Annotated in this window: 17 protein-coding genes; 13 read left to right on the top strand and 4 right to left on the bottom strand. The window is 51.2% G+C overall.

Translation table 11 applies throughout. The features are described 5' to 3' along the window. The 3 genes from ACO6V1_RS09480 to ACO6V1_RS09470 form a co-directional block, all read left to right on the top strand. A partial coding sequence (locus tag ACO6V1_RS09480; protein ID WP_422466658.1) for an ankyrin repeat domain-containing protein occupies nt 1-2458 on the top strand: 2458 nt, incomplete at its 5' end. 4 nt (nt 2459-2462) lie between these two features. Next, on the top strand, nt 2463-3746 hold the full coding sequence (locus tag ACO6V1_RS09475) for an ankyrin repeat domain-containing protein (RefSeq protein WP_422466656.1): 1284 nt from the start codon (nt 2463-2465) through the stop codon (nt 3744-3746). A gap of 23 nt (nt 3747-3769) precedes the next feature. Next, nucleotides 3770-4690 (top strand): hypothetical protein, encoded by a 921-nt coding sequence (locus ACO6V1_RS09470; RefSeq protein WP_422466654.1) that lies wholly within the window; start codon nt 3770-3772, stop codon nt 4688-4690. 203 nt (nt 4691-4893) lie between these two features. On the opposite strand, the gene ACO6V1_RS09465 is transcribed toward ACO6V1_RS09470, so the two are convergent. Next, nucleotides 4894-6003: a S1C family serine protease gene (locus ACO6V1_RS09465; RefSeq protein WP_422460402.1), complete on the bottom strand. Its 1110-nt coding sequence runs from the start codon at nt 6001-6003 to the stop codon at nt 4894-4896. A 92-nt stretch (nt 6004-6095) separates the two neighbouring features. On the opposite strand from ACO6V1_RS09465, the gene ACO6V1_RS09460 reads away from it, so the two are divergent. The 4 genes from ACO6V1_RS09460 (at nt 6096) to cysN (ending at nt 11238) form a co-directional block, all read left to right on the top strand. After that, nucleotides 6096-6884 (top strand): Nif3-like dinuclear metal center hexameric protein, encoded by a 789-nt coding sequence (locus ACO6V1_RS09460; protein ID WP_422460400.1) that lies wholly within the window; start codon nt 6096-6098, stop codon nt 6882-6884. A 261-nt stretch (nt 6885-7145) separates the two neighbouring features. After that, complete coding sequence (locus ACO6V1_RS09455) at nt 7146-8462, top strand: anaerobic C4-dicarboxylate transporter family protein (protein WP_422450007.1); 1317 nt, start codon at nt 7146-7148, stop codon at nt 8460-8462. Between the two features lie 272 nt (nt 8463-8734). Beyond that, nucleotides 8735-9643: a sulfate adenylyltransferase subunit CysD gene (gene cysD, locus ACO6V1_RS09450; protein ID WP_422466652.1), complete on the top strand. Its 909-nt coding sequence runs from the start codon at nt 8735-8737 to the stop codon at nt 9641-9643. Then, nucleotides 9643-11238: a sulfate adenylyltransferase subunit CysN gene (gene cysN, locus ACO6V1_RS09445; RefSeq protein WP_422450009.1), complete on the top strand. Its 1596-nt coding sequence runs from the start codon at nt 9643-9645 to the stop codon at nt 11236-11238. The genes cysD and cysN overlap by 1 nt, the downstream gene beginning before the upstream one ends. Before the next feature lie 269 nt (nt 11239-11507). On the opposite strand, the gene ACO6V1_RS09440 is transcribed toward cysN, so the two are convergent. Then, on the bottom strand, nt 11508-12017 hold the full coding sequence (locus ACO6V1_RS09440) for a hypothetical protein (RefSeq protein ID WP_422466650.1): 510 nt from the start codon (nt 12015-12017) through the stop codon (nt 11508-11510). A 463-nt stretch (nt 12018-12480) separates the two neighbouring features. Here ACO6V1_RS09440 and ACO6V1_RS09435 point away from each other — a divergent pair, with 463 nt between their 5' ends. Together ACO6V1_RS09435 and tdh are read left to right on the top strand one after the other, a co-directional pair. Beyond that, a complete protein-coding gene (locus ACO6V1_RS09435) occupies nt 12481-13689 on the top strand; it encodes a glycine C-acetyltransferase (RefSeq protein WP_422450011.1) in 1209 nt (402 codons plus the stop codon). Between the two features lie 53 nt (nt 13690-13742). Continuing rightward, a complete protein-coding gene (gene tdh / locus ACO6V1_RS09430) occupies nt 13743-14768 on the top strand; it encodes an L-threonine 3-dehydrogenase (RefSeq protein WP_422450550.1) in 1026 nt (341 codons plus the stop codon). Between the two features lie 59 nt (nt 14769-14827). On the opposite strand, the gene folE is transcribed toward tdh, so the two are convergent. After that, nucleotides 14828-15379, bottom strand: coding sequence for a GTP cyclohydrolase I FolE (gene folE / locus ACO6V1_RS09425; RefSeq protein WP_101745113.1), 552 nt, complete (start codon nt 15377-15379; stop codon nt 14828-14830). Nucleotides 15380-15682: 303 nt separating this feature from the next. Between folE and ACO6V1_RS09420 the strand changes: the two genes are divergently transcribed. The 4 genes from ACO6V1_RS09420 to ACO6V1_RS09405 all read left to right on the top strand — a co-directional run bounded on the left by ACO6V1_RS09420 (nt 15683) and on the right by ACO6V1_RS09405 (nt 20016). Then, entirely contained in the window at nt 15683-16708 is a 1026-nt protein-coding gene (locus ACO6V1_RS09420; protein ID WP_422450012.1) for an amino acid ABC transporter substrate-binding protein, read from the top strand. 182 nt (nt 16709-16890) lie between these two features. Beyond that, nucleotides 16891-18060: an amino acid ABC transporter permease gene (locus tag ACO6V1_RS09415; protein WP_422450551.1), complete on the top strand. Its 1170-nt coding sequence runs from the start codon at nt 16891-16893 to the stop codon at nt 18058-18060. 14 nt (nt 18061-18074) lie between these two features. Next, nucleotides 18075-19163, top strand: coding sequence for an amino acid ABC transporter permease (locus ACO6V1_RS09410; RefSeq protein ID WP_422460429.1), 1089 nt, complete (start codon nt 18075-18077; stop codon nt 19161-19163). After that, nucleotides 19114-20016, top strand: coding sequence for an amino acid ABC transporter ATP-binding protein (locus ACO6V1_RS09405; protein WP_422466648.1), 903 nt, complete (start codon nt 19114-19116; stop codon nt 20014-20016). The genes ACO6V1_RS09410 and ACO6V1_RS09405 overlap by 50 nt, the downstream gene beginning before the upstream one ends. A 262-nt stretch (nt 20017-20278) precedes the next feature. On the opposite strand, the gene ACO6V1_RS09400 is transcribed toward ACO6V1_RS09405, so the two are convergent. Continuing rightward, nucleotides 20279-21574: an OmpP1/FadL family transporter gene (locus ACO6V1_RS09400; RefSeq protein ID WP_422466646.1), complete on the bottom strand. Its 1296-nt coding sequence runs from the start codon at nt 21572-21574 to the stop codon at nt 20279-20281. Between the last annotated feature and the right edge of the window lie 272 nt (nt 21575-21846).

Here is a 21846-nt window from a genome sequence, read left to right as displayed (position 1 = left end):
GCAATGTTCATTTTCCCGGGATGACACTGGCAATCCGGAGGAAACGGCCGAGGGTTCCCACGCACAGCCAGTACCTTCTCTCCAGCAACCCGTTGCCAGTGCAGAGAATAGTTCAGCACGTGGGGGTGTTTCTCCGGGCAATGGGAGCATGCATCCATCGACGTCTGGTCTCGATTTGGTTGATTTGGGCAATCAACTGGTAGCAGCCACCAGGGAGGGTGACCGAAAAGCCGTAGACAACCTGCTGAATCTGCTGGAGGAGCGGGGGATTGACCCCAATCTCTGCGACCAGCAAGGCCACCACCCGCTCTATTGGATCAGTTACCAATACAGCGGAGTGTCAAATGTCCTCAAGACCCTGCTGACCAGGGGGATTGACCCCAATTTCTCCACTATCGACCGGTTGTCTAATAAAAATTGCATACCTCTGCTTCTGGCTGCCGAACAGGGCAGTTATGAGATCAGCAAGGCCTTGCTGGACCACGGAGCGGATCCGCAAGTCCGTGACGGCGCTAATTGGACGGCGCTGCACTTTGCCGCACGGCATGTAAGCGAACAGAGCGTCATGCTCCTGAAGTGTCTGCTGGATCACGGTATCGATATTAACGCCCGTAATGATGTTGGGGACACCCCGCTGTGTATTGCCGTCCTTCACAGGGAACTTCTGACCGTTAACATCCTGCTGGGCGAAGGAGCCGATCCCAATATTCCTGATATAGATGGTAAAACCGCGCTGGACCATGCAGTCTTTAACAGGTGCGCTAACATTGTCGACGACTTGCTGGCTCATGGTGCCAATCCTGATACGCCCGGCAGTATTCACAGCTACGGGGTGAGCAACTCACTTTGCGTGGCATTAAGCAGGCAATACACAGACGACATTGTGGATATGCTCCTTGAATACGGCGCCAACCCTGACAAGGCGAGCAAAAAGGGCTATACCCCGCTGCATCTGGCGATAAAGAAAAGCAACTCAACCTGTGTTGACATGCTGCTGGCCCATGGTGCCAATCCCAATATTCGCAATTCGTCTGGCCAGACCGCCCTGGAGTTTGCCTTGGTAAAAGGTTCACCTCCTCGCATCATTGATACCCTGCGTGAGCCCTTTAAACCCTTGTCGCTGCAGATTTGTACCCGAAACTGTATTCGTGCAACCCTGCTGCGGCCCCGGATGATCCTGAAAAAAACCTGGGCAAAACCGCGGTCAATAAAATCTCAACGTCTGTCGTTGTCAGATCCTTTGACAAAATTTGTGTCCAACCCGCTGGCTCTTAACGAAACGTACGCAAACATCAGACCCTGTTTATCCCGGGATGACACGGCCGATTCGGCGGCAACGGTCGAGGGTTGGCACGCACAGCCAGCACCTTCTCTCCAGCAACCCGTTGCCAGCGAAGGAAATATTTCAGCACGTGCGGTGGCTTCCCCGGGTAACGGGAACATACATCCATCGACGTCTGACCTCGATTTGGGTGATCAACTGGCAGTAGCAATCAGGAAAGGAAAGAAAGGTGATCTGTCAGCCCTCTACGATCTGCTGAACCTGCTGGAGGAGCAGGGAATCAATCCCAACCTCTGTGACCAGCAAGGCCGCTACCCGCTTTTCTGGTTCAGGGACTCCTACAGAGTGCACGAATGTCTCAAGACACTGCTGGACAGAGGGATTGACCCCAATGTCGCCACTATCGATCCGTTGACGAATGAAGAGTTCATACCTCTGCTTCTGGCTGCCAAAAAAGGCAGTTATGATGTCTGCAAGGCCTTGCTGGATCACGAGGCTGATCCGCAAGTCCATGACCTCGCTCATTGGACGGCGCTGCACTTGGCCGGATCGAAACCAGACGATCAGACCGTCATGCTCCTGAAATGCCTGCTGGATCACGGTGCCGATATTAATGCCCGTAATAGTATGGGACACACCCCGCTGTGCAATGCTGTCATTGGTGGCGTATGTTCACTTTTGACCGTTAACATCCTACTGGGCGAAGGTGCCGATCCCAATATTCCTGATAATGACGGTAGTACCGCGCTGGATCATGCAGTATTTAACGGGCGCACCAACATGGTTGACGATTTGCTGGCTCACGGTGCCAATCCCAACAAGGCGAGCCAAAAGGGCGAAACCCCGCTGCATCTGGCGATAAAGAAAAGCAACTCAACCTGCGTTGACATGCTGCTGGCCCATGGTGCCAATCCTGATATTCGCAACCAGTCAGGCCAGACCGCCCTGGAGGCTGCCCTCGCTACAGGGGCACCTGTGCACATCATTGATGCCCTGCGTGAGCCCTTTAAACCCGGGGCGACGAAAGTTTGTGCCCGAAACTGTATGCGTGCAACCCGGGTGCAGCCACAGATGACTCCGAAAAAAAAACGGGCAAAACCGCTGTCACTGGTAACTCAACGTTTGCCGTTGCCAAATCCGTTGAAAAAATTTGTGTCCAACCCACTGACGTTTTAACGAAATGTTCGCAAGTATCAGACAATGTCTGTATCCCTGGATTGGCAGCGACCAGCCAGAGGAACCGACCGGCAGTTTACCTGCAACGCCTTTGCTGTCTCTGCAGCAGCCGGGCGCCTCAGCAGACATCAATCCGGGATTTGCCGCCGCTTCGGCAAGTACCCGAAGATTACCATTATCGACGGACGACAAAACGACATCAGGCGTCAGATATAATGACCCGCCAGCCCTTAACGACCAGCTGCTGGATGCTGCCTGGCATGGCAATTATGATAGGGTCAAAGCCTTGCTGCACCGGGGAGCCGACCCGAAAACCTGTGACAGCGGTGACTTTACTGCACTGCATTTTGCTACAAGGAGCAGCAACGATCAGACCGCGCGGCTCCTGAATTGCCTGCTGAATCACGGTGCCGATCTTAATGCCGTGACTGCACTGAACCGTACCCCGCTGCAATGTGCCGTTATCTGTGGCAATCTTTCGGCCGTAAGTACTCTGTTGGAGCACGGTGCTGACCCCGATATTCCAGACCAGTTCGGTTTTACCCCACTTAATAAAGCGGCGGAACAAGGGGCGTGCAAAATAGTTGACCAGTTGCTGGCTCACAGTGCCAACCCCGACACGTTTGGCGTCTGGACCCTGAACCCACTTTACAAGGCAGTATCCAAACAACACACTGATATTGTCCATACCCTGTTGAATCACGGTGCCAACCCCGATCCCGACCTGTGCAACAGCTCTGGCCGAACCACGTTGAACTGTCTGGTAGAAAAACTGCGTCCTGTTGCTGAAGTCAGGCTGATGCTGGCTAACGGTGCTGACCCCAATACTTGCAGCAATTCTGGCCAGACCACGCTGAATTTTGTGGTAAACAGAGATGATGGCTGCGCTGTCCAGCTGCTCAAGCTCTTACTGGCTAACGGCGCTGACCCCAATGCCCGTGGTGAAGATGGCGATACCCCGCTGCATCTGGGGATAGCAAATCAAAGCCCGGAATTGGTCAGGATTCTGGTGGATAATGGTGCCGATCCCGGTGTGCGTAACCAGCTGGGCTGGACAGCTCTGAAGAGTGCTGAAGCTGGAAGAGCTGACCCCGAAATCATCGATTCCCTGCGTAATCATATACCCGTTTATCAACCCGGATCGCTGCAAGCCTGTGCCCGAACCTGTATTCGTCAACGCCTGGTGCAAAATCGGATATTATTGGCAGAAGTGCTGTCAACAGACTCTGACTGTCTGCCACTGAAGGATTCCTTAAAAGCGTTTGTCTACCACCCGCTGAAAATTTAACCGGTGTTTTTCAAGGATGATGTTTGAACTTTTGCCTGAATTGGAAGTCTAAAATTCAAACAGCTAACTGGATTGTTGGCGTAGAACGAATTCTTTTAACGGTTCCCAATCAGGGAGATATTATTATGAACGCAAGCAGTGGCAGCATGCCAACCATTTCCATTGGTACAACACATAATGAATTTCTCAAGCTCATCCGTAATTCTCCATTAAATCCAAAAGATACCAGGTCATTTGTTTTGACAGGCGTCGGTAAAACTCGCACCCTGACTGTCTTCACGCAAAATGACCTCTATTTAACACACGCAGATAAAACCCCAAACGTATCCCAGATTGAAAGTTTTTCGCGTGATGGAAAATTGGTCAAGATTACAGATTGTGACTGCTACGTCCGCCTCTTTTCTGTTCATAATCCCAGCAAGGAAGCGGAATTAGTAGCAAGTAAGCTTGGCTCAAAAGCAGGAGCAGCATTTAAAGCAGATGCATCCAAAGTATCAGAAGGTCATTATGCCGTTATCACAACCTTTTACCCAGTCACTCCAGGCGAGGGATGTAAACCAAAAGACCCTTATGTGCCATTAAAACCGGGTTTTAAGCAGCAACGCCTGGAATATGTTTTTTGCTCCGAACACCAGAATCACCCCCTTGAAGTGATTAGCAATTCAACGCTTGAGATCCGTACCAGAAGATTGGGTTCGAGTGAGGTGAAGTACAGAACACTGGATAGTAAGAAACCTGTGTACGCCCATGGGATTAACCTGACATCGTATTATAAGGCTATCTATTCCAAAAAAGACCAGACCAAGCCACAATCCGGGGCTCAGGGATGCTGTCGAATGCAAAACGTTGACCCTTTTTCAAACGATGGCCCCAATGGTCAGGATGTTCGCCCCTCTGGCAATATGGCTAATTTCATGGGTGGCTCGAATTTTCATAATAATTAGGCTCCTGGTACATGGTTTCAATGAGTTTGACGGGTTGTCATGCCTCCGCACTCCGTTCGTCCTGAGTGCTGAGCTTGTCGAAGCATCGAAGGGCGGAAACTCCGGACTCTGATAGATCGTGCCAAGCACCCTTCGACTCCGCTCAGGGTGAACGGAGATTGTACACGTCAAACTCATTGAAACCATGCACGAGTGCATTGCATTCAGTTAACAATAGTTGGCCTTGTCGTTGCCTGTGCGGTTAACTCAATTGCTTCGCCATCCCTCAACACCTGCATGGTCATCTGTTGGCCCGGTGGAATACGGGCCACCATATTCATTACCTTGCGGCCATCCCGGGTGCTCTGGCCATTGATGCCGGTAAGAATATCGCCACGTCGCAAACCCGCCCGGTCGGCAGGACCATCTTCATAAACCCCGGTAATCAAAATCCCAACTTTTGTGCTGACACCGTAGGCTTCTGCCAGTGCCGAGCTCAGTGGCTGTGATTCAATACCCAGCCAGCCCCGAATCACCCGGCCATATTTAATGATGGAATCCATAACAAAGCGGGCCATATTGGAGGGAATCACAAAGCCAACCCCTTCACTGCCCCCACCACGGGAAAACAATAGTGTACTGATGCCAATCAGATCACCATAGGCATTGACCAGGGCACCACCGGAGTTGCCGATATTGATGGCGGCATCGGTCTGGATAAAGTCTTCATAGGTATTCAGTTGCAGGTCATTCCGGCCGGTGGCGCTGATAATGCCCATGGTCACCGTCTGTCCCAGTCCGAATGGGTTGCCAATGGCCAGCACTACATCACCAATTTCTGCGCTGCCAGAGTCTACCAGGTCCAGATAGGGCAAATCCTTCAGGTTGACTTTCAACACGGCAAGATCGCTTTCCGGGTCGGTGCCAATAATGCGGGCTTTGACTTCCCGGCCATCGCGCAGGGTAATCATCAGCCTGGCCGCATTTTGAATCACATGGTGGTTGGTCAGGATATAACCTTCAGGATCAACAATAACGCCGGAACCTTCCGGGGTGCTGCGGGCATGGGTTCTCTGGGGCAGGGGCAGGTTGCTGTCACCACGCTGTGACAGGCTGTTGGTAGAGATACTGACCACAGCCGGTGCAGCCTTTTTCACGGCATCACTGTAGGAAACCTGCCCGGTGACATTGAACACTCTGGAGGATTGTTCAATAAAGCGGTTGCGGGATTTTTCTGAAATACCACCGAACTCAGGCTTGATCAGCAGTACTGTGATCGCGGTGAATAGCCCGATCAGGATGGGTAAGCCCACCGACTTAAGCAGTTTTTTCATTCGCAGCCCATGGGAATTGCCGTTATGTGATTATAATGAGACCAACAAAATACGATTCTTAATATACAGCGATGTAAGGATGGAGAGAACCAATGGTGCCGACATCACAAGATATGACCTTAAAAGAAATGGTGGCATTACTGGATCAGGAGTTACAGCCTGGTCTGTTTAAAGATTACTGCCCAAATGGTATTCAGGTCGATGCCAGCCCGGCAGCGGAGTCGCCAATAAAGAAAATAGTCACGGGGGTCACGGCCTGTCAGGCGCTGATTGACCAGGCCATTGAACGGAAGGCCGATGCCATTCTGGTTCATCATGGCTATTTCTGGCGTGGTGAAGACGCAGTGATTACCGGCAGCAAACGTCGGCGCATCGAAACGCTGCTGGCCAACCATATCAGCCTGGTGGCCTATCATTTGCCATTGGATGCCCATCCGGTGTTTGGCAATAACGCAGAGCTTGCCCGCTTGATGGGGTGGGATGTCGTGGGTGGCATGGAGCCGGGAGCCAAATTGCCGGTGGGTAACTGGGGCACAACAGGGCGAAAACTGTCGCTGGATGAGTTGAGCCAGGAAATTTCCGGCAAGCTGGGACGTGATCCACTGGTGATTGCCGGAGGAAACCACCCCGTAAATACCATCGCCTGGTGTACCGGGGCCGCTCAAAGCATGATTGATAAGGCCCTGAACCTGGGGGTGGATGCTTTTGTCAGCGGTGAGATTTCGGAGTCAACGGTGCATTTTGCCAGGGAAAATGGCATTCACTATATCAGCGCCGGTCACCATGCTACCGAGCGTTATGGGGTTCAGGCACTGGCTCGCTGGCTGCATGAGGAAACGGGCATTGAGCATGAGTTTGTTGATATCGATTCTCCGGTATAAATTTTCTTTTATTAATTTTGTGCCGTGTTGTTAGAAAAAACAGGTGGCTTGTTCTTCTTTGATTACAGTTGAAATAGCACATTCATTAATTATTTAAACGCCGTTGAAATTGTTGCTGTAAGTCAATCTGTATAAAAAATAACTCTCGTACACTTGTCCTCGCTTTTTCTTCTGCATCGCTGTTAAGCCTGAGTGGCCACAGCACGAGGCAGTTTTGTCTTGTCGTTTTGGACAGCACCGTCGTGTTGTTGGGGGGTAATTATGATCTGGCTGCAGTTGGCCATAGTGATTCTGTGCATCCTGGTTGGTGCACGTATCGGGGGAATCGGTCTTGGTTTAATGGGGGGGGTGGGTCTTGCCATTCTCTCTTTTGTGTTCGGTATTCAGCCGACCTCCCCTCCGATTGATGTAATGCTGATGATTCTGGCTGTGATTTCTGCTGCCGCCTGTATGCAGGCGGCCGGTGGTATGGACTACCTGGTACAGGTGGCTGAACGTATTCTCAGAAGAAATCCAAAGCGTATTACCTTTATTGCACCGGCGGTGACTTACTTTTTCACCATGTTTGCCGGTACCGGTCACGTCGCTTACTCTGTGCTGCCGGTTATTGCCGAAGTTGCCCGCCGTACGGGTGTTCGCCCGGAGCGTCCTATGTCCATCGCGGTAATCGCTTCTCAGGTGGGTATTGTGGCCAGCCCGATTGCGGCTGCCACCGTTGCCATGCTGACTATTATGTCGACAAAGTATGACATTACCCTGGGACAGATTCTGGGCACCACGATTCCAGCAACGATGGTTGGCCTGTTCCTCGCTGCTCTGGTGACCAATAAGCTGGGTAAAGAGCTGAAGGATGACCCTGAATTTCAGCGCCGTATGCAAGACCCGGAGTTTCGACGCAAGATGGAAGAAACCACCACGGTTTCTGTTGCTGAACTGAAGCCAGGTGCGAAGACCTCCGTTCTGCTGTTCCTGTCAGGTGCCGTTATGGTGGTGGTGATGGGGGCTATTCCTGCTATACGTCCTCAGTTCAATGGCTCTGCCATGTCCATGGCGCACACCATTGAAATCATCATGCTGGTGGTATCCGCACTGATTGTATGGCTGGGTAAAGCTGATGTTGGTGAAGCAAGCCGTGGTGATGTATTCCTCTCCGGTATGCGTGCAATTATTGCTATCTTCGGTATTGCCTGGCTGGGGGACAGCTTTTTCGCTGCCCACGATGTGCTGCTCAAAGGCGGTATCTCTGATCTGGTTCACAGTGCTCCATGGGCATTTGCCATCGCACTGTTTATTCTCTCTGTGATGGTTAACAGCCAGGGCGCGACTACGTCGACACTGATGCCTCTGGGTGTGGCTCTTGGTTTGCCAGTAGCCTCTCTGGTCGCTATGTTCCCGGCGGTTAACGGTTACTTCTTTGTACCTAACTACGGTCCGATCATTGCCTCTATCGACTTTGACAGCACTGGCACGACCCGCATTGGCAAGTATGTGTTCAACCACAGTTTTATGCTGCCAGGACTGATGGCGATTGTGTTCTCTGTGATTGCCGGTTTTGTGTTCAGCAGTATTGTGCTGTAAAGATAATGGCGCATTGATAGAGCGGAGTTTAAGGGCCTGCTGACGTTTTGTTGCAGGCCCGGCGTATCCGGATGCCCTGATACGCCGAACCATCTTTGAGTATCGACTGTGGGTTTAGCGTTTAGCTGACGGGTTCGCCACTGAATTCAGGGAGAATCAGCAAGCGATATATTTATATATAAAAACAATATAGATTTTGAATTTATTATTCTATTTTCACTGATAGTATTTTACTTAGAGCACAACAATAACTTCGCTTTAGGTCGAAATGCATGTCGGATCAAGACTTCAATCATCTAAAACAGCTGGAAGCGGAAAGCATCCATATCATCCGGGAAGTGGCTGCTGAGTTTGAAAACCCTGTCATGCTTTACTCTATTGGCAAAGATTCTGCCGTGATGCTGCATCTGGCCATGAAAGCTTTTTACCCGGGTAAACCGCCCTTTCCTTTATTACACGTAGATACCACCTGGAAATTCCGGGAAATGATTGAGTTCCGGGATCAGCTGGCACAAAGACTGGGTCTTGAGCTGCTGGTGCATACCAATCCGGAAGGTCTGGCGCAGGGCGTCGGGCCATTTACCCATGGCAGCGCAAAACATACCGATGTGATGAAAACCCAGGCACTCAAGCAGGCATTGGATAAATACGGCTTTGATGCTGCGTTTGGTGGTGCCCGTCGGGATGAAGAAAAATCCAGGGCGAAAGAGCGGGTTTACTCTTTTCGCGACAAAAATCATCGCTGGGATCCGAAAAACCAGAGACCGGAACTTTGGAACATCTACAATAGCCAGGTTGAGAAGGGCGAGAGTATTCGCGTGTTCCCGCTGTCAAACTGGACGGAGCTCGATATCTGGCAGTATATCCACCTGGAAAAGATCCCTATTGTGCCACTGTATCTTGCCAAAGAACGCCCGGTGGTGGAGCGTGATGGCAACCTGATTATGGTGGACGATGAGCGGATGCCGTTGCAACCCGGTGAACAACCCCAGTTGCGAAAAGTACGCTTCAGAACCCTGGGATGCTACCCGCTGACCGGTGCCGTAGAATCTGAAGCCGATACACTGACCGACGTGATTCAGGAGATGCTCCTGACCAGAACCTCTGAGCGACAGGGCCGGGTGATCGACCATGACAGTGCCGGCTCCATGGAAAAGAAAAAGCAGGAAGGGTATTTCTGATGTCACACCAATCTGAACTTATTGCCACCGATATCGAAGAGTACCTGAACCGTCATGAACAGAAAGAGATGCTGCGTTTTCTCACCTGTGGCAGTGTTGATGATGGTAAAAGCACCCTGATTGGCCGTCTTTTACACGACACCAGCATGATTTATGAAGATCAGCTGGCTGCCGTAGAAAACGACAGTAAACGAGTAGGTACCCAGGGGGAAAAACTGGATCTGGCGCTGCTGGTGGATGGTCTGCAGGCAGAACGTGAGCAGGGCATTACCATTGATGTGGCCTACCGCTATTTTTCCACCGAAAAACGTAAGTACATAATTGCCGATACGCCCGGGCATGAGCAGTACACCCGAAATATGGCCACCGGTGCTTCCACCTGTGATCTGGCGATTATTTTGATTGATGCCCGTCAGGGTGTGCTGACCCAGACCCGGCGGCATACCTACATAGCCAGCTTGCTGGGCATAAAGCATATTGTCGTGGCCATCAATAAGATGGATCTGGTGGATTTCAGCAAGGCTCGGTTTGAAGAGATTCGTAACCAATACCTTGATTTTGCAGAACCGTTGCAATTGGGTGATATCCAGTTTGTGCCCATGTCGGCGCTGGAGGGCGACAATGTGGTACACCGCAGCGAACGGATGTCCTGGTATCGTGACAGTACGCTGATGGACGTGTTGGAAAATGTCGAGATCGCCCGGGACCGTAACCTGAATGACTTCCGCTTCCCGATTCAATATGTGAATCGCCCTAACCTGGATTTTCGTGGTTTTTCAGGAACGCTGGCTTCAGGCAAGATTAAGCCCGGCGATCAGATCAAGGTACTACCCTCGGGTCAGGTGAGCACCATTGCCCGCATTGTGACCTGGGATGGTGATCTGCCAGAAGCCCATGCGGGTCAGGCGGTTACCCTGACCCTGACCGATGAAATTGATATCAGCCGTGGTGATATGCTGGTGCGCCGGGACAGCAGTGTTCAGGTGGCTGCTGATCTGGATGTGGATCTGGTGTGGATGGCGGAACAGCCCATGAGCCCCGGCAGGCAGTATCAGATCAAGTTTTCTGCCGACAAGGTTCCGGGCAGTTTTGCCGGGGTTGATCACCGGGTTGATGTGAACTCCCTGGCCCATCACCCGGCAGAGCAGCTGGCACTGAATGAAATTGGCCTGTGCCAGCTCAGGCTGACCAGGGCGGTGCCTGTGGACAGCTACCAGCGTAACCGCCAGACCGGTGCCTTTATTGTTATTGACCGGCTCAGTAACGCCACGGTTGCTGCCGGTATGGTACGGGGAGTCAGTGAGCGTACTCGGCAGGATTCACTCTCCAGAGTCCATCGGCAACAGCGCCTGGGTCAGAAAGGCGGTGTATTCAAAGTTGCCGGACAGCACGCCAAAATTATTGAACGACAGCTGTTTGATCGTGGGTTTTATCCATTGGTGATTGGCAGTGATGATGAACAGTGGGCTGCCAAGGCAGATGCGTTACTCAAGGCTGAAGTGGCCGTCTTGATTACCTCGGAAGATGAGGTGGCGGATAATGCTTCTGTAGACTCGGTGGTGGATACCATTGTGGCCTCTCTGACTCTTCCATAAACCTTTCCTCAGGCCTCTCTTCACCTGACAGAGAGGCCTATCAAAATCTACTGTGTTAGAACGGCAACAAACCCATTGAAACCATGCATTAGTACATGGTTTCAATGAGTTTGACGGATTGTCGTGCCTCCGTACTCCGTTCGTCCTGAGCCTGTCGAAGGACCCATAGGGCCTAAAGGCGGAAACTCCGAACTCTGATAGATCGTGCCAAGCACCCTTCGACTCCGCTCAGGATGAACGGGGTGTACGGGTATTAAAGCTTTTCTGCGCTAATCCCTCGGCAATAACACCTCCTCCATGGGAGGACTGGCAGAATTATCCCGGGAACCGAAAAAGTCTGGTAGCGGTGGCAACAGGTAATTGGTAATTAAGGAGGTCGCGATTATAGCCACCAGTCTAAAGGTTACAGAGCTCATCGATTCGGGCAGCATTTGCCGGAGGTACTCCGATAAAATCTCCGACTCTGAAACGAATTGCCGGGCAAATTCCGGGGAAACGCCAGTATGCTCGGTGTCGGTCCTGACCACTCTATCAAGTAGCTCGTCCAGGCCCAAATAAGGCAGTAATGATCGAGCCAGGCGGTCAGCCAGTGGTTTGACAAAGCAGGGAATGTGGGCGTTGCAGTCAGTCTGGGGGCAACGCCGGAAGCAATCCCGCTGAATCAGGCAGCTACGGTGGAATGCGTGCCCCCGGGCGCATTTGACCATATCAGCGTTGCGATCAGGAGCCCGAGCGTCACGGCACAGAAAACAACTGCTGGCCGAATGTACATTATCCATGTGACAAGAAACTCCGTGTGATGAAGTTCATCAGTTACCATTTGTTTTTGAATTTTTATTAGACCCCTTGTTTTCCCAAAAGGTTCAATGAAATGCTGTTGAAGGATGCCTTTTTTGACCGGTCAGCCAACCATTGACTGCCGCCATGGCGGCCTTGATTGCGTAAGGTGTTCTCAGGCAGCCTTTGATTTCTCCCTGGAATTCTGCGCTGCTTCAACCACTGAACCAGAGGTCAGCAGTGACCCACCGGATTCATCAGGTGAATGGGCAAAAGCCCTGATAATAGGTACAAATGCCGGTTCAATGGGAATCCTCGCTGATCCACTATTAGGCCAATCATCTACAATGATCTGGTTGATGACAGAAAGACATCCCCATTGGCCTGACAGCCTCCCAGGAAAACTGTGCCCCTGGCAGATGCTCAAAGGCGGGATGCTGGAAATTACCGAGAACAGGAGTCGAAATGAAGGCCGATTTTTATCAAGGGCTGCGCCGGCAGCTGGATGAGCTCAAACAGGAAGGGCTTTATAAAAGTGAACGGGTGATCAGCTCCCAGCAACAGGCTGAAATCAAAGTACTCTCCAATGGTGAGAGCGGTGATGAGGTGCTTAACTTCTGTGCCAATAACTACCTGGGCCTGGCCAATGCACCGGAGCTGATTGAAGCGGGTAAACAGGGGCTTGATCAGTATGGCTTTGGCATGGCTTCCGTGCGCTTTATCTGCGGTACTCAAACCGTTCATAAAGATCTGGAAGCTCATATCTCCCGGTTCCTGGGCATGGAAGATACCATTCTCTATCCTTCCTGTTTTGATGCCAATGGTGGCCTGTTTGAAACCATCCTGGGGCCGGATGACGCCATTATCAGTGATGCGCTCAACCATGCCAGTATTATTGATGGTGTGCGCCTGTCCAAAGCCAAACGTTTCCGCTATGCCAATAACGATATGGCCGATCTGGAAGCGCAACTGCAGGCGGCCGAGGCTGCCGGTGCCAAAACCAGACTGATTGCTACCGATGGCGTATTCTCCATGGATGGGGTTATTGCCAACCTGAAAGGCATCTGCGATCTGGCGGATAAATACGGTGCGCTGGTGATGGTGGATGACTGTCATGCCACCGGTTTTATTGGTGAGAAAGGGGTTGGTACTCCTGAGTTCTGTGATGTTATGGGACGCGTGGATATTCTCACCGGTACCCTGGGTAAAGCACTGGGTGGTGCTTCCGGCGGTTACACCTCCGGTAAAAAGGAAGTGATTGACTGGTTGCGTAATCGTTCCCGTCCATACCTCTTCTCCAACACGCTGTCACCGAGCATTGCTGCCGCTTCGATCAAAGTGTTTGAGATGCTGGCTGAAGGCGCAGAGCTGCGCCGGAAGGTACGTGATAATGCCGACTATTTCCGCGCTGAAATGACCAGGCTGGGCTTTACCCTGGCCGGAGCCGATCATCCGATTGTACCGGTGATGCTGGGTGATGCGTCACTGGCTGGCCAGTTTGCCGACCGTATGCTGGAAGAAGGGATTTACGTGGTTGGTTTCTCCTTCCCGGTAGTGCCAAAAGGGCAGGCGAGAATTCGTACCCAGATGTCCGCTGCCCACAGCAGAGAGCACCTGGACAAAGCCATTGCCGCTTTCGCCAGGGTTGGTCGAGAGTTGGGCGTTATCCACTGATTCACACACAAGGCTTGCTATTGAATAGCAAGCCCATTGAGAAAACTGACACTGTGAAGACATTAGCAAAAAGCAAAGCAGAACCCGGAATCTGGATGGAAGACCGCCCCATGCCAGAAGTGGGTTACAACGATGTACTGATCAAAATCCGCAAAACCGCCATTTGTGGTACTGACATGCATATCTATCACTGGGATGAGTGGTCGCAGAACACCATTCCGGTGGGTATGCACGTTGGCCATGAATTTGTCGGCGAAATCGTTGACATGGGTGACGGTGTGCGTGGCTTTGAGGTCGGTCAGCGGGTTTCCGGTGAAGGCCATATTACCTGTGGCCACTGTCGTAACTGCCGTGCTGGCCGCCGTCATCTCTGCAACTTTACTGTGGGTGTTGGCGTCAATCGTGATGGTGCGTTTGCCGAATACCTGGTGATTCCGGCGGTTAATGCCTTCCCGATTCCTGATGATATCAGTGATGACCTGGCCGCAATTTTTGACCCGTTTGGTAATGCGGTGCACACCGCACTCTCTTTTGACCTGGTGGGAGAAGATGTACTGATCACCGGTGCCGGCCCCATCGGCATTATGGCGGCAGCCATCTGTCGGCATGTCGGTGCCCGCAATGTGGTGATTACCGATGTCAACGAATACCGTCTGGACCTGGCCCGTAAAATGGGTGCGACCCGCGCCGTGAATGTTGCCAATACCGGTCTGCCGGACGTGATGGCTGAGCTGGGCATGGTTGAAGGCTTTGATGTGGGCCTTGAAATGTCCGGCAATGGTCGTGCATTTAAGCAGATGCTGGAAAATATGAACTACGGTGGCAAGATTGCACTGCTGGGCATTCCAGCCAGTGACACGGTGATTGACTGGAACCAGGTGATCTTCAAAGGTCTGGTGATCAAAGGTATTTATGGTCGCGAGATGTTTGAGACCTGGTACAAGATGACCAGCATGTTGCAGTCTGGTTTGGATATTTCTCCAATCATTACGCACCGCTTCCCGGTTGATGATTTTGACAAAGGTTTTGAAATCATGGGGTCCGGACAATCTGGGAAAGTGATTCTGGACTGGTGTTGAATCCAGGCAACAAAAAAGCCAGCAAATGCTGGCTTTTTTGTTGTCAATGATCAGGTTTGTCACCGAATAAAACGCAGAAACTCTTCCCGGGTTGGCTGATTATCTTTCATCAGGCCACGCATGACCGAAGAGGTCATGGATGAGTTCTGTTTTTCCACACCGCGCATCATCATGCACATATGTTGCGCCTCAATCACCACGGCAACCCCTTTGGCGTCGGTGACTTCCATAATGGCATCGGCAATCTGTTTGGTCATGTTTTCCTGAATCTGCAGGCGGCGGGCGAACATATCCACAATGCGGGCAAATTTGGATAGGCCGAGCACCTTACCATTGGGTACATAGCCAATATGACACTTGCCAATAAAGGGCAGCAGATGATGCTCACACATTGAGTACAGCTCAATGTCTTTGATCACGACCATTTCGCTGATGTCGGATTCAAACACCGCACCATTAACGATCTCTTCCAGTGTCTGGCTATAGCCTCTGGTCAGGTATTGCATTGCTTTGGCAGCGCGAAGCGGCGTATCTCTAAGGCCTTCCCGATGAATATCTTCACCGACGGACTCAATAATGGCCTTGTAGTGTTCGCTGATTCTTTGAGACATTGGAAGAATTATCACTGCATGGTTATCGAAGTGGACGGCAGTTTAACACAATTAATACATAACCCGGAAAGCAGCTGAACGACTTTCTTTGCAAGGTTTGGTACAGGCTGAGCAATTTGAACAAGAAGAAGGGATGGCCAGGACAAACATGAACGGCATAACAGTTGCTAGTGTTTTTGCTTGCAGGTATGGTTGAAAAACCATGAGCCAAAGCGCGGTTGCAATTGTCAGGTGGTTGAGCAGGATTAACCTGTGCCGGACATCCCGTGCTGAAAATAATAACAACACCAAAGGAAAGATCTCATGCTGAAAAGTCTGAAAACAGTCGCTGCGCTGGGCGCATTGGCGGCAGCGGGTTTGGCACCGGTCGCCAGCGCTTCGGCAACGCTGGAGTCGGTAAAGGAAAAAGGTTATGTGGCCTGTGGTGTCAGCACCGGCCTTCCGGGCTTCAGTAACCCGGATGATAAAGGGCAGTGGAGTGGGCTGGATGTTGATGTCTGTCGTGCCGTTGCTGCAGCGACGTTGAAAGATGCTGGCAAGGTCAAGTTTGTACCGCTTACCGCTAAAGAGCGTTTTACCGCTCTGCAATCAGGAGAGATTGATGTGCTCTCCAGAAATACCACCTGGACCCTGACCCGTGATGCCTCCCTGGGCCTGAACTTCACCGGCGTCTCTTACTACGACGGCCAGGGCTTTATGGTGAAGAAAGACCTGGGTGTGAAAAGTGCCAAAGAGTTGGATGGTGCTTCTATCTGTATCCAGTCCGGTACCACCAGTGAGCTGAATCTTGCCGATTATTTCCGGGCTAATAATATGGAGTATCAGCCCGTGGTCTTTGATACCTCTGACAGTACGGCAAAGGGCTTTGATGCGGGGCGTTGTGATGTCCTGACTTCTGACCAATCTCAGCTTTATGCCTTGAGAGTTCGTCTGTCCAAGCCTGATTCCGCAGTGGTTCTGCCAGAAGTGATTTCAAAAGAGCCGCTCGGTCCCGTAGTGCGTCAGGGCGACGACCAGTGGTTTAATATTGTCAAGTGGAGCCTGGCCGCCATGATTAATGGTGAAGAGCTGGGCCTGAACTCGGGCAATATCAACGCGCAAAAAGCCTCTTCTGATCCCAATGTACGTCGTTTGTTGGGTATTGACGGCCCTAAAGGTAAAGGTCTTGCCCTGGATGATGACTGGTCTCTGCGGATTATCGAGCAGGTGGGCAACTATGAGGAGATCTTTGAGCGTAATGTAGGTGCAGAATCACCGCTTCAGATCGATCGTGGCCTGAACGCTCTCTGGAACGAAGGCGGTATCCTCTACGCTCCTCCCTTCCGTTAATTCAATCGTTATGACATATACCCCGCTTGCACGCAACGCGTGAGAGCGGGAGTATGGACAGTCCTGCATTTCTGCAGAACTTCTGAAGCGCGGGAACAAGATAAGAAAAAGGGAGTTAGGTCGTGAGTGATCCTGAGCACGTATCCCATAAAAAAAATGCAAGACCCTCCTTTTTGGAGAAGATGTTGAAAGAGATGCTGAGGCTATGGCGTGATGCCTCCTTCAGACCGCTGTTGATGCAGGGAATTGTGGTGCTGTTGGTGGTGATGCTCGGTGTCTGGGTGATCAATAACACCATGAACAACCTGGAGCATCGGGGCATCAGCACCGGATTCGATTTTCTTTCCCAGGAAGCGGGCTTTGGCATTATTCAATCGCTGGTGGCCTATGACGAATCCCACAGCTACGGCCGCACCTTTGTTGTGGGCATACTCAATACCCTGCTGGTGTCCGGATTAGGCATCTTCTTCGCCACCCTGTTGGGTTTTCTGGTGGGTGTTGCCAGACTGTCGTCTAACTGGCTGCTGGCCAGAATGGCATCGGTGTTTATTGAAACCTTTCGCAATATTCCATTACTGCTGCAAATCTTTTTCTGGTATTTCGCCGTTCTGGCGGCGTTACCCCATCCCCGGCAAAGTTATGCCCTCGGCGATACCATTTTTTTAAATCTGCGTGGTCTTTTTCTGCCCAAACCTATTATTGAGCAGGGGCTGCTGCCGGTTCTGGTCAGTTGCCTGGTGGCCATTGGTCTGGCGTTATTGCTAAGGGCCAGAAACCGGCAGAGAAGAGTGGCAACCGGTAAGGGCATTTCCGGTGCGCCCTGGTATATGGCTGCACTATTAATAGGCATTCCTGCGCTTATCTGGCACTTTTCTGGTGCATCGTTGGTTCTGGATACGCCAGCGCTGAAAGGTTTTAACTTCCGTGGTGGTATTGCCATCATTCCTGAGCTGGGCGCATTGTTACTGGCCCTGACCATTTATACCGCTGCCTTTATTGCCGAGGTGGTAAGAGCCGGTATTGAGTCTGTCCAGAAAGGGCAGAAAGAGGCTGCCGCGTCACTGGGGCTAAAGCCAGGGAAAGTGTTGACCCTGGTGGTGATTCCCCAGGCGATGAAGGTGATTATTCCACCATTGACCAATCAATATCTGAATCTGGCCAAAAACTCTTCACTGGCGACAGCGATAGGTTATCCGGACCTGGTCAGTGTCTTTGCCGGCACAACCCTGAACCAAACCGGGCAGGCGGTGGAAGTAATTGCCATGACCATGGCCGTTTATCTCACCATCAGTTTGAGTGTATCCCTGCTGATGAATATCTATAACAGACGTGTGGCGCTTATCGAGCGGTAAGGTTGAGAGAAATGATCAGTTACGATAGCAACATGATTCCTGCCCGTGAGCCACCGGCAACAGCCGTCGGTGTACTGGCATGGGTAAAAAATAATCTGTTTGCCAACCCGCTGAGTGCGCTGACCACGCTGCTGATTGCTTACGGTCTGTATTTATTGGTACCACCGCTGGTGCAGTGGGCATTTATTGAGGCTACCTGGTTTGGCACCGACAGCACTGCCTGCAGCAGTGAAGGGGCCTGCTGGGCTTTTATCACCGCAAGGCTTGATCAGTTTATTTACGGGTTTTATCCGGAAGAACAGCAGTGGCGGGCAGATCTCTTTTTTGCTCAACTGGCCCTGTTGATTGCCTGGCTGTCGTTTAAAGTGACACCCGGTAAAAAGTGGGTGTTGGGCTACAGCCTGGTACTGATGCCGGTGGTTTCCTGGTTTTTGCTTTATGGCGACCTGTTGGGGCTTGAGAAGGTGGAGACCCATCAGTGGGGTGGGGTGATGCTGACACTGTTGCTGGCACTGTGCGGGATGATCGCCTCTTTGCCATTCGGTGTGCTGCTGGCCCTTGGCCGTCGTTCCAATATGCCGGTCATACGGTCTTTATGTACCGGATATATTGAACTCTGGCGCGGTGTTCCCCTGATCACTGTGCTCTTTATGGCCTCGGTCATGCTGCCACTGTTTGTGCCGGAAGAGGTGGTGTTCGATAAACTGCTGCGGGCGCTGATCGGCATTATTCTGTTTCAGGCGGCCTATATGGCGGAAGTGGTGCGAGGTGGGTTGCAGGCCATCCCCAAAGGACAGTTTGAAGCGTTTAACAGTCTTGGCCTGAGTTACTGGCAGGGGATGATTATGATTATCCTGCCCCAGGCTATGAGACTGGTTATTCCCGGGGTGGTAAATACCTTTATTGCCCTGTTTAAAGACACCAGTCTGGTACTGGTTATCGGCCTGTTTGATCTGCTGGCCATTATTCAGGCCGGGCTGAATGATCCCGCCTGGCTGGGTAACTCCATAGAGGGCTATCTGTTTGCCGGGCTGGTTTTCTGGGTCTTCTGTTTTGGCATATCAAAGTACAGCCAGCGATTGGAACAACAATTACAGCGATAATGAAATCAGGGATGCCAATGGTATGAGTGATTATCTTGACGAGCCTCGTCTGCAAAAGCCATTACCGAAAAGTGGCCAGCCAGAGGTGACGATTCAGCGTGAAGCCGCTGTTGAGCAGGCCAGCCTGATTGAGATCAGTGGCCTGAATAAATGGTATGGTCAATTTCATGTGCTGCGTGATATTAACCTGAACGTTAAGAAGGGGGAGAAGATCGTTATCTGTGGGCCTTCCGGCTCTGGTAAGTCCACATTGATCCGCTGCATTAATTGCCTTGAGGAGCATCAGGAAGGCAGCATTGTGGTGGATGGCACCCGACTGACCAATGACCTGAAAAATATAGAAACCATCCGTCGTGAAGTGGGAATGGTATTCCAGCAGTTTAATCTGTTTCCACATCTGACCATTCTGGAGAACTGTACACTGGCACCTATCTGGGTCCGTAAGCAGTCAAAAAAGGCTGCGGAAAAGTTGGCCATGGAATACCTGGAGCGGGTGAGGATTCCGGATCAGGCCAATAAATATCCCGGACAACTGTCTGGTGGCCAGCAGCAGCGGGTGGCGATTGCCCGAAGCCTGTGTATGAATCCGGAAGTCATGCTGTTTGATGAGCCCACCTCTGCCCTTGATCCGGAGATGATTAAAGAAGTGCTGGAGGTTATGGTCGAGCTGGCGCAGGAAGGGATGACCATGCTCTGTGTTACCCATGAAATGGGCTTTGCCCGGACGGTGGCTGACCGGGTGATCTTTATGGATGAAGGTCAGATTATTGAACAGGCTCCGCCGGAAGCGTTTTTCAGCAACCCACGTTCAGAGCGAACCCGCAGGTTTCTTGGGCAGGTGTTGAATCACTAGTACATTGTTTCAATGAGTTTGACGGGTTGTCGTGCCTCCGCACTCCGTTCGTCCTGAGCTTGTCGAAGGACCCATAGGGCCTAAAGGCGGAAACTCCGGACTCTGATAGATCGTGCCAATCACCCTTCGACTCCGCTCAGGGTGAACGGAGATTGTACTCATCGAAATGATGTACCAGGGAACTCAAACCGGTTTTGGGTTAATAAAAAAATACCGGCATGAATGGTTCACGCCGGTATTTTATGTCACTTGGCAATCAAAATTAGAACTTGTAGCGCAGAGTGGCGTGCAGTGCCCAGGCATTGGTGTCGTATTTGCCAGAGCTGGCTTTTGAAGTAGCGGTCAGGTCACCACCTCCTTTTACCGTATCATTTTTAGCTAAGTTATATTCTGCTCCCATATCAAGTGCCAATTTGTCGTCCATCAAGGTGGTACCTGCACCCATGGTAAAGGTATGAGCACCAGCAGGAGTGGAGAAGGTTGGTGCGGCGTATTCTTCTGGGGTCACGGCTGTTGTATAAATATAACCTGCTCTCAACGCCCAGTTGTCCATGCCGGTGTACTCAGTAGCAAAGCGGAAGTTCCACTGGTCATTCCAGTTAGTATTAATGCTGTCTACAGCCAGATTTCTTTCACTGCTGACAAACTTGATCGCTTCAATAGAGCTGTACTGCGACCAGGTAACTTCACCAAACAGCTTCCAGTCATCATTCAGACTGTAGTCTACACCTGTGGAAATCTGGGTTGGTAATGCTGTTTTAGCGGTAGCGTCTCTGCCTGCATAAATCGGACGATCTATAGGGCCCAATTCAAAGCTAGCTTTGCCGTCTGCTTCTATATTAACGTCAGAGCGGTAATTCAGGCCCCAGCCCCAGCGGTTATCATCGGAGCGATACATCGCGCCAAGACGCACACCAAATGTGTTAAAGCCGGAAAGGTCATTGTAGCCCACAAGCGCACCAGCAGGACCGACCTTTGAAGCCAGATTGATATCAGCCCGGGCATAAGTTAAACGATAGGTGCCCCCGATAGACCAGTTGTCATTGATCTGATAAGCCAGTGCCAGGCCGGCTTCCATTATCTTGATATCGGTTGAATACTCGCCAGTCATGCGCAGATCAACCATGTTACCCATGATCGGTACAACACTACCGACAGTAACATCTTCATAACTGGCAGAAGCACCACCGGCACCGTAGAAACCATAACCCATAACAAACTTTTCATTCAGCCGAAAAGCGCCGGTTATACCAGCATTGGGAACAAAGTTTCTCTCACCTTTCACATAGGATTTATCGCCTTCAGCAGGACCGTTGGTCTGAACAAAGGTAGGAGAGGCATTCAGGGCAAAATCATTGCCCTCAATACGAGCCAGACCCGCCGGGTTGTAGAAAACGGCGCTGGAGGTATTAACGGAAGAAACAGCGGCACCGGCCAGGGCAGCGTATTTCGCGTCCCACATGGTCGCTTTTTCAAAGCCACCTGCAACGGCATTACCAGTGAATACGGCAAAAGCCAGAGAGGAAAGAACAAATAAACGGCCTTGGCGCGAAACCATAGACATGAAACTCCACAAAAGTCTATTGAGCAGTACTCTGACAAGTCGTTTCCTGAAATTGACTGTCAGTGGATGATACCGCTAAGAAAGAAGCACGCAGAAAGTGTGCCGAATAAAACTGAAAGGAATATTATTCAGATTTTAAAAAATTTTCTGTTATGTTTTGTTTCTAAAAGAGTTTTTCAAGATAGTTGTCCCGAAAACTGAATTTTAGGCGGCCTTTTTCTCGTCAATGCTTACTTCTGACAACCGCTCAGGATTCAGTGCTACTG

Origin of the sequence: Endozoicomonas sp. ALC013 (assembly GCF_049310205.1) — a bacterium.
Taxonomy (GTDB): domain Bacteria; phylum Pseudomonadota; class Gammaproteobacteria; order Pseudomonadales; family Endozoicomonadaceae; genus Endozoicomonas.
The sequence above is the reverse complement of the archived record's forward strand: the minus strand, read 5'-3'. Positions and strand labels throughout refer to the sequence as shown.

What these genes read in the sequence shown, in the direction of transcription:
- ACO6V1_RS09475 (WP_422466656.1), top strand. Translation starts at nt 2,463, where the DNA reads ATGTTCGCAAGTATCAGACAATGTCTGTATCCCTGGATTGGCAGCGAC.
- ACO6V1_RS09465 (WP_422460402.1), bottom strand. Translation starts at nt 6,003, where the DNA reads ATGAAAAAACTGCTTAAGTCGGTGGGCTTACCCATCCTGATCGGGCTA.
- ACO6V1_RS09460 (WP_422460400.1), top strand. Translation starts at nt 6,096, where the DNA reads ATGGTGCCGACATCACAAGATATGACCTTAAAAGAAATGGTGGCATTA.
- ACO6V1_RS09455 (WP_422450007.1), top strand. Translation starts at nt 7,146, where the DNA reads ATGATCTGGCTGCAGTTGGCCATAGTGATTCTGTGCATCCTGGTTGGT.
- cysD (WP_422466652.1), top strand. Translation starts at nt 8,735, where the DNA reads ATGTCGGATCAAGACTTCAATCATCTAAAACAGCTGGAAGCGGAAAGC.
- cysN (WP_422450009.1), top strand. Translation starts at nt 9,643, where the DNA reads ATGTCACACCAATCTGAACTTATTGCCACCGATATCGAAGAGTACCTG.
- ACO6V1_RS09440 (WP_422466650.1), bottom strand. Translation starts at nt 12,017, where the DNA reads ATGGATAATGTACATTCGGCCAGCAGTTGTTTTCTGTGCCGTGACGCT.
- ACO6V1_RS09435 (WP_422450011.1), top strand. Translation starts at nt 12,481, where the DNA reads ATGAAGGCCGATTTTTATCAAGGGCTGCGCCGGCAGCTGGATGAGCTC.
- folE (WP_101745113.1), bottom strand. Translation starts at nt 15,379, where the DNA reads ATGTCTCAAAGAATCAGCGAACACTACAAGGCCATTATTGAGTCCGTC.
- ACO6V1_RS09420 (WP_422450012.1), top strand. Translation starts at nt 15,683, where the DNA reads ATGCTGAAAAGTCTGAAAACAGTCGCTGCGCTGGGCGCATTGGCGGCA.
- ACO6V1_RS09415 (WP_422450551.1), top strand. Translation starts at nt 16,891, where the DNA reads ATGTTGAAAGAGATGCTGAGGCTATGGCGTGATGCCTCCTTCAGACCG.
- ACO6V1_RS09400 (WP_422466646.1), bottom strand. Translation starts at nt 21,574, where the DNA reads ATGGTTTCGCGCCAAGGCCGTTTATTTGTTCTTTCCTCTCTGGCTTTT.